17 protein-coding genes and 2 pseudogenes are annotated in these 14,690 nt (G+C 26.0%); 11 read left to right on the top strand and 8 right to left on the bottom strand.

The genetic code is table 11. From position 1 onward, the window contains the following. Positions 1-11 precede the first annotated feature (11 nt). From ADFLV_RS07095 to ADFLV_RS07105, 3 genes are all read left to right on the top strand, one after another. Positions 12-773, top strand: coding sequence for an N-acyl amino acid synthase FeeM domain-containing protein (locus ADFLV_RS07095; RefSeq protein WP_129011507.1), 762 nt, complete (start codon positions 12-14; stop codon positions 771-773). Positions 774-836: 63 nt separating this feature from the next. After that, positions 837-1,517: a response regulator gene (locus tag ADFLV_RS07100; protein ID WP_014474127.1), complete on the top strand. Its 681-nt coding sequence runs from the start codon at positions 837-839 to the stop codon at positions 1,515-1,517. 73 nt (positions 1,518-1,590) lie between these two features. Then, positions 1,591-2,025, top strand: a complete 435-nt coding sequence (locus tag ADFLV_RS07105; protein WP_129011506.1) for a hypothetical protein — start codon at positions 1,591-1,593, stop codon at positions 2,023-2,025. Here ADFLV_RS07105 and ADFLV_RS07110 read toward each other — a convergent pair. The 7 genes and pseudogenes from ADFLV_RS07110 to ADFLV_RS07140 all read right to left on the bottom strand — a co-directional run bounded on the left by ADFLV_RS07110 (position 1,986) and on the right by ADFLV_RS07140 (position 5,395). Beyond that, complete coding sequence (locus ADFLV_RS07110; RefSeq protein WP_164968525.1) at positions 1,986-2,159, bottom strand: hypothetical protein; 174 nt, start codon at positions 2,157-2,159, stop codon at positions 1,986-1,988. The two genes, ADFLV_RS07105 and ADFLV_RS07110, sit on opposite strands and share 40 nt — an antisense overlap. A 106-nt stretch (positions 2,160-2,265) precedes the next feature. Beyond that, entirely contained in the window at positions 2,266-3,021 is a 756-nt protein-coding gene (locus ADFLV_RS07115) for an acyl-[acyl-carrier-protein] thioesterase (RefSeq protein WP_129011505.1), read from the bottom strand. Positions 3,022-3,263: 242 nt separating this feature from the next. Further along, positions 3,264-3,937: pseudogene (gene map / locus ADFLV_RS07120) on the bottom strand (type I methionyl aminopeptidase); the annotation flags it as partial. Next, on the bottom strand, positions 3,938-4,096 hold the full coding sequence (locus ADFLV_RS07125) for a recombinase family protein (RefSeq protein ID WP_014474131.1): 159 nt from the start codon (positions 4,094-4,096) through the stop codon (positions 3,938-3,940). 96 nt (positions 4,097-4,192) lie between these two features. Further along, on the bottom strand, positions 4,193-4,858 hold the full coding sequence (locus ADFLV_RS07130; protein ID WP_129011504.1) for a DUF1826 domain-containing protein: 666 nt from the start codon (positions 4,856-4,858) through the stop codon (positions 4,193-4,195). Between the two features lie 21 nt (positions 4,859-4,879). Continuing rightward, on the bottom strand, positions 4,880-5,155 hold the full coding sequence (locus ADFLV_RS07135; RefSeq protein WP_014474133.1) for a double-stranded DNA repair protein Rad50: 276 nt from the start codon (positions 5,153-5,155) through the stop codon (positions 4,880-4,882). Then, positions 5,156-5,395 (bottom strand): DUF1007 family protein, encoded by a 240-nt coding sequence (locus ADFLV_RS07140; RefSeq protein WP_129011503.1) that lies wholly within the window; start codon positions 5,393-5,395, stop codon positions 5,156-5,158. Positions 5,396-5,644: 249 nt separating this feature from the next. On the opposite strand from ADFLV_RS07140, the pseudogene ADFLV_RS07145 reads away from it, so the two are divergent. Next, positions 5,645-5,788, top strand: a pseudogene (locus ADFLV_RS07145) (dihydroorotase); the annotation flags it as partial. A 365-nt stretch (positions 5,789-6,153) separates the two neighbouring features. Further along, complete coding sequence (locus tag ADFLV_RS07150) at positions 6,154-6,489, top strand: hypothetical protein (protein ID WP_164968524.1); 336 nt, start codon at positions 6,154-6,156, stop codon at positions 6,487-6,489. A 385-nt stretch (positions 6,490-6,874) separates the two neighbouring features. On the opposite strand, the gene ADFLV_RS07155 is transcribed toward ADFLV_RS07150, so the two are convergent. Then, positions 6,875-6,976, bottom strand: coding sequence for a hypothetical protein (locus tag ADFLV_RS07155; RefSeq protein WP_228712391.1), 102 nt, complete (start codon positions 6,974-6,976; stop codon positions 6,875-6,877). Between the two features lie 257 nt (positions 6,977-7,233). Here ADFLV_RS07155 and ADFLV_RS07160 point away from each other — a divergent pair, with 257 nt between their 5' ends. The 6 genes from ADFLV_RS07160 to ADFLV_RS07185 all read left to right on the top strand — a co-directional run bounded on the left by ADFLV_RS07160 (position 7,234) and on the right by ADFLV_RS07185 (position 14,689). After that, complete coding sequence (locus ADFLV_RS07160; protein WP_129011501.1) at positions 7,234-7,593, top strand: hypothetical protein; 360 nt, start codon at positions 7,234-7,236, stop codon at positions 7,591-7,593. A gap of 124 nt (positions 7,594-7,717) precedes the next feature. Beyond that, positions 7,718-8,344 (top strand): DUF1819 family protein, encoded by a 627-nt coding sequence (locus ADFLV_RS07165; protein ID WP_129011500.1) that lies wholly within the window; start codon positions 7,718-7,720, stop codon positions 8,342-8,344. Then, positions 8,341-8,931 (top strand): DUF1788 domain-containing protein, encoded by a 591-nt coding sequence (locus ADFLV_RS07170; protein ID WP_129011499.1) that lies wholly within the window; start codon positions 8,341-8,343, stop codon positions 8,929-8,931. The genes ADFLV_RS07165 and ADFLV_RS07170 overlap by 4 nt, the downstream gene beginning before the upstream one ends. A 9-nt stretch (positions 8,932-8,940) precedes the next feature. Next, positions 8,941-12,423, top strand: a complete 3,483-nt coding sequence (gene brxC / locus ADFLV_RS07175; RefSeq protein WP_164968523.1) for a BREX system P-loop protein BrxC — start codon at positions 8,941-8,943, stop codon at positions 12,421-12,423. Positions 12,424-12,431: 8 nt separating this feature from the next. Further along, positions 12,432-14,111 (top strand): Eco57I restriction-modification methylase domain-containing protein, encoded by a 1,680-nt coding sequence (locus ADFLV_RS07180; RefSeq protein ID WP_129011497.1) that lies wholly within the window; start codon positions 12,432-12,434, stop codon positions 14,109-14,111. Then, complete coding sequence (locus ADFLV_RS07185) at positions 14,108-14,689, top strand: hypothetical protein (RefSeq protein WP_129011496.1); 582 nt, start codon at positions 14,108-14,110, stop codon at positions 14,687-14,689. Before ADFLV_RS07180 ends, ADFLV_RS07185 begins: the two co-directional genes overlap by 4 nt. The last annotated feature ends 1 nt before the right edge of the window (position 14,690 follow it).

The following is a 14,690-nucleotide window of genomic DNA, read 5'->3' on the forward strand; positions in this document are numbered from 1 at the left end:
AGGACAAACAAATGGCTTACATAAACAAAAATATCTCGTTAAATCAACTTCAAGAAATCATCAAGGCTGATATTCACCAAAAACAAACTTACCTTCCAGAGTCTTTTTTATCTCTACAGAAACAAGCTTTAGAAATTTTCCAAAAAAGGGTTTTTTTAGAAAGTGTTTTAGAAGATACTATTTCTTTTAATAAAAAACTATCTTGGGAAGATAAATATAAAAATTTATCATTAGTTAAAAATGCAGAAGAGTTAATTGAAGTATTTAAATTAAGAAGTGATGTATTTACACAAATTAATTATCAAAATGAATTTCCAGACACAATTGAAGGATTGAATTTTGATATTTATGATAAAAATTCTGCTGTAATTTTTTATAAAAATAATAAAGAAGTAACAGCAACTATAAGACTGATTTTTGATTCAGAAAATAAACTTCCTTCTGAAAATAAATGTTCTTTTGATGATTTGAGAAAAAAATATAATTGTATAGGTGAGATTTCAAGAAATATTGTAAAAAATAGAGGTCAAGGATTAAATTTAGAGTTTAAATATCTTATGTGTGGAATTTACAATATATTTATGAATAATGATATTGATATGTCATTTTCTGGGATAAAACAAGAGCATTTAAAACTGTTTAAGAAATTAGGAGGAGTTGAAATCTATAAAGAAATGGATTCTTATGGAAGTTTAGATATTCCTTTTTTAATTATCTCTTATAATCCAAATGAAGCTTCAAATTTTTTTAAAAAAGTTTTTTTAGAAGAATAAATTTTGTGACAGAAACTGTGACAGCAAAATGATAAGATTTATAAAAAGTAAAAAGAAGAACTAATGAAAAAGAAAAAAATTCTTATAGTAGAAGATGAAAGTATTGTTGCACTTGATATAAAAAGGACATTGGAAAAGTTAGATTATGAGATAACAAATACAGCTTTTGATTATCAAGGAGCAATAAATAGTGTTTTGTCAAATAAACCCGATTTGATTTTAATGGATGTGAATTTAGGTAAAAGTAAAGATGGAATTGAAACAGCAAAAAAAATAAAAACTTTTGAAGATATTCCAATTATTTATCTTACAGCATTTTCTGATGAAGAGACAATAAATAGAGCAATACAAACAAAACCAGTGAGTTACTTAATAAAACCATTTAAAAGAGATGAATTAAAATCAAATATAATGTTGGGTTTATATAAAAATGAAGAAATTGAAGATATTTTTTATGATGAAAATCTTTTATTGATAGGTGAGAATTACTATTTCAATAAAAAAGAAGATAGATTGTATTTCAAATCTTTACCTATAAATCTTGGATCAAAAGAAGTTTTACTTTTAAAAATACTATTAGAATCAAGAGGACAAATAGTTACAATTAAAGATTTAGAAAGTTTAATTTGGGGAGAAAATAGCATATCAAGTAGTACATTAAGAACACTTATTTATAGACTTAGAACAAAGCTTGAGTACAAATTTGTAGAGACGATTCCTTATGTTGGTTGTAGAATTTGTTAATTTTATAATTTTGTGACGGGATATGTGACACGTTTTAGATAAAATTTTTTTAAGTAGATAAAAGGGAACATTTATGAATATAATTACTAATTTTTGGAAAGCTTATTTCTGGTTTGTGATAATTAGTTTTATTACAATAGTAGGTTTTGTAGTTTTACATGAAGAAAAAGTTTTTTTTGGAAATATTTTTTCAAGAATGTATGATGTGTTTTTTCTAATAATTGCACTTATTTCAATGTTAAGTATTAGAGGATATGTTTATAAAAAAAGATATTTTTCAAAGTATGTTTGGATTTTTTTATTTTTTATAATAATGGTTGATTCATTAGGATATATTTTTTTAGAATTTAATTATTTTTTCACTCAAAATAGTAATTATTTATTATTTTCTATTTTACTTTTACCTTGGTATTATGCTTTATATAAATATACTTTTTGTATGAATGACCTTTTTGAAGATGAATTTGATTATGAAGATGAATCTTTAACATCTTTGATTTCAGGATAACAAAGAAGATTTTTTTCTTTTGTTGTCTTTTTACATTTATTACAAAAATAAATTTGATTAGATGTGATTTTCTCATCTAAAGGTAAAATAATATAAGTTTTTTTTGCTCCACAGAGTTTTGTTATTTTTTTCATGATTAAACTTTTATCAATTTTAATATTTATATAAAATTATAGTTGAAATTTAATTTAAAAAGAATTTAAATTAAAAAATTTGATAAAAAAGAAAAAGTAGAAAATTCTATTTACTTTTCATTGCTTTCCATATTGTTTTTGCAGTAGCACAAGGATTATTATTCCCTTCTATATAAATCTCATGTATAAAAGAGTTTTCACCATCAACTTTATTTGTATAAGAAACAATACTATCCCCATACTGTGACTCTGATAAAAAACGCCCATCAATAGAGTGTAAATAATAGTTATCTATAATCTCTTTGGGTATTGATTCTAGAAGCCAATGAAAATAACTTATATTATTTACATGCTTATTTGTGTCTGTATCATAGCGATTGACAGTAAACTTATTGAGATATTGAGGGGATTTAATGCTCTGCATTGTACTTGATATATCATAATCTAAAGATGTTTCCTCGCAAGACAACCAATTTTCTCTAAAATAATTTGGAATTTTTTTAGGTCTTCGTTTTTCGATATCAAAAAAAAGCCATAACCCTTTGGCTTTCCCTATAATATTGTAATGTTCATCATAAATAATGTTTTCTCTTGTCCCTCTGATAGATTTATATTTTGAAAGCCATGTTCGTATAATAATCTTTTCATTGTACTCAGGATATCTGTCTATTTCCATCATTCCCGAAAGTAATACCCATCCTAGATTTTGTGACATAAGAGACAATAAGCTATGACCAGCAAAAGCACAGTGATCTGCTGCAGTTTCTTGCAGCAATGTCATCATAGTTATAGGAGAAGCTTTTCCTGTGTTATCCATTTCAAAATATCGTAGCTTAAACTCTTTTTCAAAATAGTTTTCCATTTTAATTCCTTTATTGTTCTGCAGTTTTGAAGTCTAAATATAACTGCATAATTTACAAGTTGCTTTTCTTTATATTTAAAATTAATTCATTTATAGATTTTTCGATAGAATCGTGGGAGTGCTTTTTCTAAAATCTCTTTATTGTTCAATAAACTAGAGAATGCAAATCTGGCTGTTTGAACTTAAAAATATGAATACCAAAAGTGAACACAAATTTAATGTTAATATTACTTTTATTGAAACTACTCCGAGATACTTAATATCTCAGCTTTCCCATTGATTATAGCAATTGTATGCTCATAATGACTTCCTCCAACCGTTTTTTAAGATAACTGGTTCTTTATCTTTTTGATATATCATAGGCTCAATACAAAATACCATTCCACCTTTTATTTTGAATCCAGATTTAGGAATTTCATTTTCTAAATAATTTGGAATTTCTGGTTCTTCATGTGTTTTTATCCCAATTCCATGACCACAAAATTTAACTAAAGGTTAATATCCTCTATTAACAATAAATTTCTCTATTTCATATGATAACTCTTTAAATCTCATACCTACCTTTATTATACTGATTGCATGATATAATGAATCTTTTGCACAAGCAATTAATGTATCATCTTCTTTTGATATTTTAGCAATTGGCATTGTAATAGCAGCATCACCATACCATCCATCAACCTCAGTAGCATAAAATATTTCCATTTTTTAATACAATGTCTGAAGGCAAACCATGAATGATAACTTCATTCAAGGATAAACAAATAGCACCAGAAAATCCATATAATCCTTTAAAAGAAGGACGGGCACCTAACTTTACTATACATTTCTCTGCCATAATATCAACTTCTTTTAATGTCATACCAGATTTAACAAGTTGTTGAACTTGGTATTTTAACTTAGATACTTTTAAATTCTATGTCTGAAATAATGTTACCTCTTCACTTACTTCTGGTACAGTTTTTACTGATCTTTTTTCTGAGAAAATCTTTTCACAGCCTGAATTCTTGAGTTGATCAATTTGATTCTCAAGATTTTGGCTTGAAGTTGAAACTCTTGCATAACCTACATTCATAATAAATCCTTTGTATTGAACTTAAGACCTCATATTACTGTCCCCGAATGAATATGATATGATTGTTTACTTCATAAGATAAGCCATAAAATTTAGCTACATAAAATCTAAAGTTAATATCAAACGCTTTTCATTGGCTATTAATCCCGGTGAACGGTGAACTAAGCCTGCATTTTCATTGCCTTCCCAAAGCGTACCTTTGATTAATGCAACATCGCCACAATCTAGTTGTTGGATATCAATTTCACTTTGATAAAGACCAGATTCACTGTCAGGCAAACCGTTACAACCCCATCCCAGTTTTGTTTGATCAACCACCTCGTGTGGTAGCCATTCTGTGGCCATACCTTGATAGGTTGTTACAAGACGGCAAGGCACTTTGTCCACATGAAACTTAGGGCACATCGCTCGATCTAAAACTTTCAAACGCATGCCTACTTGTTTAAGTTCAAACAAATAACAAAACATATCCACAAGCAGAGCAATATCTTCACTAACTTCAGTCATATTATTATCAAAAGATTCGCTAATACGTGAAAGTGCATCTTGTGGCGTTAAAATCATTTCCTTTTGAAATGTAGGATTCAACGCTAAAAATTCTTTTACTGAAAATTGTTTCTCACGTCGCCAAATGGCTATATTGATCTCTTCTTTATAGATATCGCTCAAAACAGTTGGTTGTTTATCTTGAGACATATGTCGGAACATATATCCCTCATGACGCCATTCACTAGCAATATTAAGATTTTTTTTATTCATCATCATTTTTTCCTTTAATATTCATTAATGTTCATGTTCGTCTTCATGTTCATCAAGCATATTTCTAATTTTTTTATAGATATCTTTTGCATCTTTATTTGATAGTCTCTTTTCTTCAATCAGTTTTAAAACTTGATTTAATTCCTCAATAAAAGATGCAATATCTTTTTTTGCTTCAATAATCTCTTCTTCTTCATTTCCTTTTTCTATTTCTTCATTTAATTCATCTAAAAAAGCTTGTGATTCTGGTAGCATCACATTAAATATTATACTTTCTAATTCTACTTTTATATTTTTCACTTATTTCCTCATTATCCCAGTCATGTCTTTTGTAAAGTTCTTAATCTCTATATCTCTTTGTTCCAAAGTAGAAAATATAAATATTCTTTTTAAAAATGGTTGAAGAATTTGTATTGTAACCATCTGGAAATAGTTTTCTTTTATATATTTCTGTTCTTTTTCATCGATTTTACCATTGCAATTTTCATCAAATTCCATAATTAGAAGTTCTGATGTCATTTCATCAAATTTCCACATCATAGATATTGAAGTTATCCTATTTTCTTTATTATAAATTTAGGAAAAATATCGATGAATGTATAAGGATGGGCAAATAAAGTTATAGTTGAAACAAAAAATAAAATTATAAAACTTTTCATAAATCACTCTTTTTAAATTTTGCAAATTAATTGCAAGTCTGAAATATTATCAAATAAGATTTAAATGCAACTTAGTTGCATTTTTAAACTCTTTAGTTAGGATGCTTCAAATAAAAAAGGAACATTTGCTATGGAAAAATCTATTATAAACTCTGCTTTAGACATGCATCTTCATTTAAGAGATGATGATATGCTAAAACTTGTAGCACCTTTGACTTCAAAAAGTTTTGCAGGTGCACTTATTATGCCAAATCTTCTTCCTCCAATTACTACAGGTTGCTGAACTTATTTTATAACTTATCATTGTAACAATTTTCTGCCCACATTACTCCTCATAATATATTTAACATTTTGCAGATTTATCACTATATCATCTAAATATAAATATTAAACATGCTCAACAACTATAGTAAAAAATAAAAATTGTTTGAAAAAACATTTATACTTACAATGTTTTTTACTAAAAAGTTTTACATTTGCTTTATTTAAAGTCTTTATAAATATCTCAATATATAACATTTTAGTGTATGTTACTTATTGATTCTTAGACTATTTTGCATATAATGTACGTTTTATAAATAGTTATGTAAAGGTCAAATATGAAGCAATGTCCTAATTGTCATGAAAAAACGGATTCCTATGAATTGGATTTTATTTCATCAAATTTTGAAAAAAAATTGTAATTTTTATGAATGTCCAAGTTGCAAAAAGAATATAAGAACAGGTCATTTATTTAATTTTAGTGTTATTTCTACACCATTTAAAAATGATGATTTTGAAAAATATAAACTTGATATTCAAAGAGTTTCAAGTATGCTAAAAAAATTTGCTTTCTTTTCATCTGTTGAAGATGATTTAAAATTTGTAAATGAAAAAATAGCTGAAGTTGAAAACTCAAATTTATCAACTACAGATAAAGCTCTTCAAATTAAAATTTTAAGAGATACTATTGAAACTCTAAGAGAGATTCAATAATCTCACTTCTTTTCAACAAATTTTTTCAGAAAATCTTTCCTTTTAATAAATCTTAAAATTAATATCTATTTTTTAATAAATATTGCGGTTAAATTTAGGGCAGTAATTAATGTATAAAAAGAGTTAAAAAATGGGTATAAATTACGCTAGAAATTTGTGACCACATTTGGCATACTCGCTTCTCTTAAATTTTTTACTAAAAATTACCCTTTTTTTTGATAAAAAAAGAATTTAAAATATATGAAATTTAATTTAGTTTTTGATGATTACAAATTTTTTTATAATGAATATTATATAAAATATGCAAGTTTTAATCTAAAAAAACAATAAAAAAAAGCTACAATGTTTATATATAGGTAGCTATAGGGTAGCTAAGAAAAGAAATTCATTCTCCTCTTAGTCCTTTTCTCATAGCCTCAACTACTGAATTATCGGCTTTAGTATTAGTAAAAAGTTCAAACGCTAGTAAGCCTTGAAACAAAAGCATATCATTTAAAAGAAAGAGGAGGAACGCTAAAAAGCCCGACTGAATCAGATATTTCTTTTAGACTTGAAGGTAAAAAAGAGTGTAGTTGTAGAGGTACAAATTTAAATTGTTATAAATGTAATGGCTCAGGATTTGTAGAAAAAAATCATATTAATCCATTACTGATAAAACCTGTAAATTTTCCTGAAAATAAAAATAGTTCATCAAATACTCAAGCAACGGTTATAAAGTTAACGACTAAAAAAGTTCTTGAAGGAATGTTTAAATGCCCTTATTGTGAATTAAAGTATGAAAAAAATTCATCATTAAAGATTCATATTGAAAATGTGCATAAATCTAATAATGTTAAAATAAAAAAGGCTTCAAAACCTCGAATTGTAAAAGAAAAGAAAAATTTATTAGATACAAATATTTTTGATAAAAAAACTATAAATAAAAAGATTAACGAAAAAATAAAAAATAAAAATGAGATAATCCCAAGTAAAAAATTGAAAGAATCAACTAAAACAGATTTTAAACCTAAAAAAGATGGACTAAAAATAGTAAATAAAATTAATAAAAAAGATAAACCAATAAGTATTAGTGATTTAGCAAGTAAAGGATGGACTATAAAATAATTTACTAAATAAGAAACTATTGAGTTACTTACTTAAGTAATTGATATGTGATAATATTATTTTATTGGTTCAAAAGCCAAATAAAGGTATCCTATTACCTATTTATAGGGATTTGGAGAAACATTTGAATAACGATTATATATTTTCATATACAGCAGCTACACTCATGTTACATGAAACAGATGAAGTGATGAAAAAATATTTAGAATATAAAGATTGGGAAAAGGTTAAAGATTTGGTTGTTGAAGAAAATATTATGCAAAAACAATCAGTTTCATCAAGAAAAAGAGTTTTTGCTGAAATCAAAAGAAGAATAGAGTCTTTAACTTCTCAACAATTAGAATATGTAAATGAAGCTAATAGTTCTGATATTAGAAATTTGATTTTTTTATCAATTCTAAAAACATATAGATTTATTTACGAATTTATGGCAGAAGTTATTTCAAAAAAGGTTTTGATGTTTGATTATAAGATTTTAAATAGTGATTATGAAACTTTTTTTGAAAGTAAAAAATATGCAGTTGAACAGTTGGAAAATATAACAGAAGCAACGCAATATAAATTAAAACAAGTTTTATTCAGAATCCTTGAAGAAGCTATGATTATTGATAACACAAAAAGTAAAAATATTTTAAAACCACATTTAAGTAGTGAAGTTGTTGAACTTATTTTAAAAGATAATCCTACTTATTTAAAAGCATTTTTATATACAGATTATGAGATTGAAAAGATGAAAGAAAGGTATTTATGAAGCAAGAAAGATTAGAAGAAAAATTTGAAAAACTATATGAAACATTTATCAATGAAAATTTTCTGTCAATGAAAGCATTAGGTGGAGAGATACCATTTTATATTAGTTCTTACAATCCAAATCAAGAAATAAGTATATTTGATGAAGTTCAAAGATTGATTAATAGGCTAAAGATAGTGGGTGTTAGTGTGTATGAAATCAATCTTTTTTCTTTAGTTGTAGAAATGCTAAAAGATAGAGGAATTTTAAATAAAATCATAGATAAAGAAGTTGATTTATCAAAAGATAAACTATATAAAACTATTCAAGGTGCAATTGATACGCAAAAGTATCTGATTCCAAAAATTGAAGAATTAACAACAAATAATCCATCAAATATTGTATTTTTAACAGGTATAGGACAAGTTTATCCATTTATTAGGTCACACTCTATTTTAAACAATCTGCAAAATTCAATTAAAGATAGACCAACTGTTATGTTTTTCCCTGGTATTTATGACGGAACAAGTTTATCTTTGTTTGGAAAATTAAAAGATGATAATTATTATAGAGCATTTAATTTAGAAACAATAAATTTAGTAAAGTAAGGAATCAAAGTGATTAGAAATGTATTTAAAAAAGATATAAAAAGACCTATTGAAGGGGTTATCAAAGCTGATAATTTAAGTGATGAATCAGTATTTACTGAAGTTGATGAATATGTAATAACAAATGATTTATCTAAAAAACTAGATGAGTTTTTTGAAGTTTATAGTTCAACTATTGGAAAACCAACTGAAAGTATTGGTGTTTGGATTAGTGGTTTCTTTGGAAGCGGTAAATCTCACTTACTAAAAATTTTATCTTACATATTATCTAATCATAGAGTTCATTCTGATTTAATTGGTGAACTGTTTATGCAAAAAGTTCAACAAGATTTTGAATTAAAAAACAATATTGAAAAAGCTTTAAAAATCCCTGCTCATGCTATTTTATTTAACATTGACCAAAAGGCAGAAGTTGGTGCAAAAAACTCTGATGATGCTATTTTATCTGTGTTTATGAAAGTATTTAACGAAATGAGAGGATATTATCCTAAGTTTGGATATATCGCTAAGTTTGAAAGTGATTTAGATAAACAAGGTTTATTTACTAACTTTAAAACAAGATTTCAAGAACTTAGTGGTGAAAGTTGGGAAACTGGTAGAGAAACTATTTTTATTGAAAATGATAATGTAGCTCAAGCATTAAGTGAAGTAAAGGGAATTTCACTTGATAGTGCAAGTGAAGTTATTGATAAATATGAAGAAAATTATTCATTATCTATTGAAGAGTTTGTAAAAGATGTAAAAGAGTATATTGATAATCAAGACCCTAATTATAGATTAATTTTCTGTGTGGATGAAGTAGGACAATTTATTGGTGATAACACAAAACTTATGTTAAATCTTCAAACAATAGTAGAAACACTAGCAACAGTTTGCAAAGGTCAAGCATGGGTAATTGTAACATCACAAAGTGCTGTAAATGACCTTGTAGCAAATCAAAAATCAACAGAATTTGACTTCTCTAAAATCATGGGAAGATTTAAAGTTAAATTAAATCTTACATCTCAAAACGCAAATGAAGTTATTCAAAAAAGACTTTTAGATAAAAATGAGACTTCACATCAAGATTTAGTTTCAATTTACAATAAAGTTCAAAACTCTTTAAAATCTATTATTCATTTTAGCGATAGAGGAAGACAATACAAATCTTATGATAGTAGTGAGAATTTTGCTTCTATTTATCCTTTTGTACCATATCAAATGGATTTATTCCAATCTTGTATCATGGGATTATCAAGAAATAGTGCATTTCAAGGAAAGCATCAATCTATTGGTGAAAGAAGTATGTTAGATGTTGTTCAAAATGTAACTATTAGAGTTAGTGAAGAAAGTATTGGAACAATAGCTACTTTTGATAAGTTTTTTGATGGACTAAGCTCTACTATTCGAGGTGAATTACAAGCACAAATAAATCAAGCTATCAATTCTTTAGGAATTGATAGTTTAGAAGTAAAAATTCTTAAAATTCTATTTATGGTTAAGTATGTAAAAGAGTTCAACGCTAGTATTGATAATATAACTACACTTCTTGTAAATAGTGTTGAACTTGATATTTCTGATTTAAAAAAGAGAGTTACTCATGCTTTATCTGTTTTAATAGAACAAGTGTTTATCCAAAGAATTGGAGATATTTACGAGTTTTTAACAGATGTTGAGAAAGATATTGAAAATGAGATAAAAGAGATTTCAATAGAGCAAAGAGAAGTTACAGCTGAATTAGTTAAATGGATTTATGATGATATTCTAAGAACTAACAAAGTTAGATTTGATTTTAACAAACAAGATTATATTTTTGCTAGAAAAATTGATGATACTTTGGTTAAAGGAAAAGATGAAGAGCTTACTTTAAATATCATTACACCATTAACAAGTGATGATTATTCAAGTGAAAGATTATTTGGAAAATCAATTGGTGATAGGGATGTAATTGTTTATTTAGAGCCAAATTTTGATTTTATAAAAGATTTAGAACTATTTGTAAAAACTGAAAAATTTATTCCTCAAAAGAGAAATGGAAATTTAACAGATACAGAAAACAATCTATTATTTAATAAATCAAGTGATAACTACAAAAGAAGAGATAAATTACAATCTGATTTAAAAGATATGTTTTCAAATGCAAAAATTTATTTCAATGGTAGTTTATTAGATATTAAATCAAGTGACCCAAGACTTCTTATTGATAAGGCATTTAATGAAGCAATACCAGTTGTTTATCCAAATATTACTATGCTTAATAGAATCTATAATGAAACGGATATAAAAACTATTTTAATGCAAAGTGATGATTTATTAACAGGTAGTGATGATGCTTTAAATGAACCAGAGAATGAAATATTTAACTATTTAAAAAGACAAAAAACTTCACATCAAAATGTAACTGTTTCAAAACTTTTAGAGCAATATAGTATTAAACCTTATGGTTGGTATCAAAGTGCTATTTTATGTCTTGTTGCTTCAATGTATATGAAAAAAAGAGTTGATTTAAAGAAGAACTCAAATCCTCTTACAAAATCAGAAATATTAAGTATATTAAGTAACAATAGAGAACAATCAAATATCATAGTTTCTGTTGTTGAAAAGATTGATGATAAAGATATAAAAGCAGCAAAAGATATTTTAAAAGAGTTTTTCCCAAATGGAAACTTTACATCAACAAGTGCAAGAGAGATAATAGAGTTAGCAAATAAAGAGTATGATATGACCCTATCAAAACTAAACTCATTTTTTTCTCATTCATATCCATTTAGAGACAGTTTCAAACAAGCAATTGAAAAAATAAAAGTTTATGAAAAACTAGATTATGACAATTTCTTTACAGATATAAAAAAATATGAAGATGATTTATTAGATTTAAAAGATGATTTATTAGATTCATTATTTGAATTTATGGAGGGAGATAAGAAAAAAATCTATGATGAAATAGCTTCATTTATCTCTACAAATAAAGATAATTTATATCATATCAAAGATACTAAAATCAATGATTTATATGCTTTAATGGACGACAAAACACCTTTCAAAGGTAATAAAATCCAAACTGCTAAATCATCATTAAAAGTTATACAAGAACAACTAACTCCTATGATAGAAAGTGTAAAAAATGAAGCATTAGCAAAAGTAGATGAACTAATAGTAAAAATCCAATCCCTTGAAGAATTTTCAAAAATAGAGGGCGATAAAAGTTCTGTTATTAGACCACTACAAAACATAAAAGCGAATATTCAAAACTCAAATAACATTGACTTTATAAATCAAAGGGTTAATAATGAGAGTTTAGAAAAAGAGTTTGATAATGCAAATGAAAAAATCTTAGAGTTGTTACCAACAAAAGATAAATATATACCTCAAAAAGTAAGAACTAGATTTGATAAAATCAAACCAAAAAACAAATATACTCTTGAAACAGTAAATGATGTGGAAGAGTTTATAAATGAATTAAAATCAAAGATGATTGAAGAGATAAATAGCGGTAGAGAAATTACATTATAGGAAAGAGTATGAACAAATCAGTATTAAAAAAGTTTGCAACAAATATCAGAATTGAATTATTAAGTTTAGTAAAAACAAAAGTAGATTACTTTTTAAAGCTTGATATTTCAAATCTTCCTATTGAGTTTAAATCACATGAATCATCTATTAAAGAGATTATAAACAGATGTACAACTGCTGAAAAATTAGATAAAACAAAATATGAAGATTTTATAGAGGAAGTAGCATATACTTGGTTTAATAGACTTGTTGCTTTAAGATTTATGGATGTAAATGATATTACAGATACAAAAGTAATCTCACCTCTTGATGGACATATAATTCCTGCAATATTCACAGAAGCAAAATCAGGAAATATAAGTGAAGATTTAAACATAGATAGAACTCAATTTTTTAATATTTTAGATAAAAAAGTAGAGAGTAAAGACGGCGACAATGAGTGCTATAAAATGCTATTTATCTCTACTTGTAACTACTACTCTTCTATCATGCCTTTTATGTTTGAGTCAATCTCTGATTATTCTGAACTACTTTTACCCGATGATTTATTATCAACAAACTCTATTAGAACAAAAGTAATAGAAGGGATGAGTGAAGAAAACTGTGCTGATATTGAAGTTATTGGATGGTTATATCAGTTTTATATTTCTGAAAAAAAAGATGATGTATTTGAAAAATTAAAGAAAAATGTAAAAATCACACCATCAAATATTCCTGCTGCAACTCAACTTTTTACACCACATTGGATTGTAAAATATATGGTTGAAAATTCACTTGGAAAACTTTGGATGCTAAATCATCCAAACTCATCTTTAAAAGATAGTATGAAATACTATATTGATGAAGATACTCCAACAGATACATTTTTAAAAATCTCAACACCACAAGAATTAACTTTAATAGATCCTTGTTGTGGAAGTGGGCATGTACTAACTTATGCTTTTGATTTACTAACTTTGATATATGAAGAAGAAGGTTATAGTAAAAGTGAAATTCCAACATTGATTTTAGAAAACAATCTTTTTGGATGTGATATAGACAAAAGAGCAGCAACACTTGCAAATTTTGCACTTACCATGAAAGCAAGATTATATCATAGAAGATTTTTCAAAAAATCTACAAATCCAAATATCGTAGAACTTCAAGAGTTTGGAACACAAGAGTTTAAAGGAATCAAAAACTTTGGTTCATTATTAGCTCCAAAAGATATACAAAGTTTTGATGATGGGATATTTTCACAAAGCAATGCCCAATATGATTTACAACTAAAAATTTTAACTTCAACTTACTCATGTGTAGTTACAAATCCACCATATATGGGTGGAAAAGGTATGAATGCAGAGTTGGGAGATTTTGTGAAGAAAAACTATCCTGATAGTAAATCTGATTTATTTGCTGTCTTTATGGAAAGAGGATTTGAAATAACAAAAGATTTAGGTTATATGGCAATGATTACAATGCAATCTTGGATGTTTTTAAGTTCTTATGAAAAAATGAGAGAAAAATTACTTAAAAATTATTCTATTTCTACAATGGCACACCTTGATAATATGGTAATGGGAATAGCATTTGGAACATCAGCAACAGTATTTAATAAAAAGAAACCTGATGCAAACACAAAAGGTGTTTATTTTAAAATAAATCTTGATGATTTAGATGAGAATAGAGAAATCAGAGGTTTAAGATGATAGAAAGATTTTTAGAATATCTTATTAAATATCAAGATGCTTTGTATGTAATAGGAGGTTTTGCTGCAGGTTCAATTGCAACATATTTTAAATTTTATCCAATTTTAAAAGAAAAAGAGAATAAGCAAATAAAATTTGATAGTAACATTTTTAAACAATCAGATGCTGTTTTATCAGAAAAACAAATTAATGAACTTATTGGAGATTTAGAATCTAACCATTCATATAGAAGTAATCAAGATAATAGATTAAACTCATTTTTGTCTTTTTTTGAAGATACAAGTAATATATATGAATACAAAGAATTAAATTGTCATATAACTACTTTAAAAAAAGATTTAGAAAAACTTCAATATTTCTATTCAACTCATTTTTTTATTTTTCCAGATTATCAAACTTCCGATAATACTAAGTTTTGTATGTACCCAGAAGGAAATGTTGATAGAAATTGGAATGGTAAACAAGAAAGTAAGTCTAATTATGAAGAAAAGGAAGAAAAGCTTTTAGAATTATGTATTAAAACAAAAGAAAGTTACAAAAAATATAGATTAGAGATTAGAAAAATATTAAAGGTATAAA

Origin of the sequence: Arcobacter defluvii (assembly GCF_013201725.1) — a bacterium.
GTDB classification, from domain to species: domain Bacteria; phylum Campylobacterota; class Campylobacteria; order Campylobacterales; family Arcobacteraceae; genus Aliarcobacter; species Aliarcobacter defluvii.

Coding starts and splice junctions, on each gene's coding strand:
- ADFLV_RS07095 (WP_129011507.1), top strand. CDS start 12: ATGGCTTACATAAACAAAAATATCTCGTTAAATCAACTTCAAGAAATC.
- ADFLV_RS07100 (WP_014474127.1), top strand. CDS start 837: ATGAAAAAGAAAAAAATTCTTATAGTAGAAGATGAAAGTATTGTTGCA.
- ADFLV_RS07105 (WP_129011506.1), top strand. CDS start 1,591: ATGAATATAATTACTAATTTTTGGAAAGCTTATTTCTGGTTTGTGATA.
- ADFLV_RS07110 (WP_164968525.1), bottom strand. CDS start 2,159: ATGAAAAAAATAACAAAACTCTGTGGAGCAAAAAAAACTTATATTATT.
- ADFLV_RS07115 (WP_129011505.1), bottom strand. CDS start 3,021: ATGGAAAACTATTTTGAAAAAGAGTTTAAGCTACGATATTTTGAAATG.
- ADFLV_RS07125 (WP_014474131.1), bottom strand. CDS start 4,096: ATGAATGTAGGTTATGCAAGAGTTTCAACTTCAAGCCAAAATCTTGAG.
- ADFLV_RS07130 (WP_129011504.1), bottom strand. CDS start 4,858: ATGATGAATAAAAAAAATCTTAATATTGCTAGTGAATGGCGTCATGAG.
- ADFLV_RS07140 (WP_129011503.1), bottom strand. CDS start 5,395: ATGATGTGGAAATTTGATGAAATGACATCAGAACTTCTAATTATGGAA.
- ADFLV_RS07150 (WP_164968524.1), top strand. CDS start 6,154: ATGAATTGGATTTTATTTCATCAAATTTTGAAAAAAAATTGTAATTTT.
- ADFLV_RS07155 (WP_228712391.1), bottom strand. CDS start 6,976: ATGCTTTTGTTTCAAGGCTTACTAGCGTTTGAACTTTTTACTAATACT.
- ADFLV_RS07160 (WP_129011501.1), top strand. CDS start 7,234: ATGTTTAAATGCCCTTATTGTGAATTAAAGTATGAAAAAAATTCATCA.
- ADFLV_RS07170 (WP_129011499.1), top strand. CDS start 8,341: ATGAAGCAAGAAAGATTAGAAGAAAAATTTGAAAAACTATATGAAACA.
- ADFLV_RS07180 (WP_129011497.1), top strand. CDS start 12,432: ATGAACAAATCAGTATTAAAAAAGTTTGCAACAAATATCAGAATTGAA.
- ADFLV_RS07185 (WP_129011496.1), top strand. CDS start 14,108: ATGATAGAAAGATTTTTAGAATATCTTATTAAATATCAAGATGCTTTG.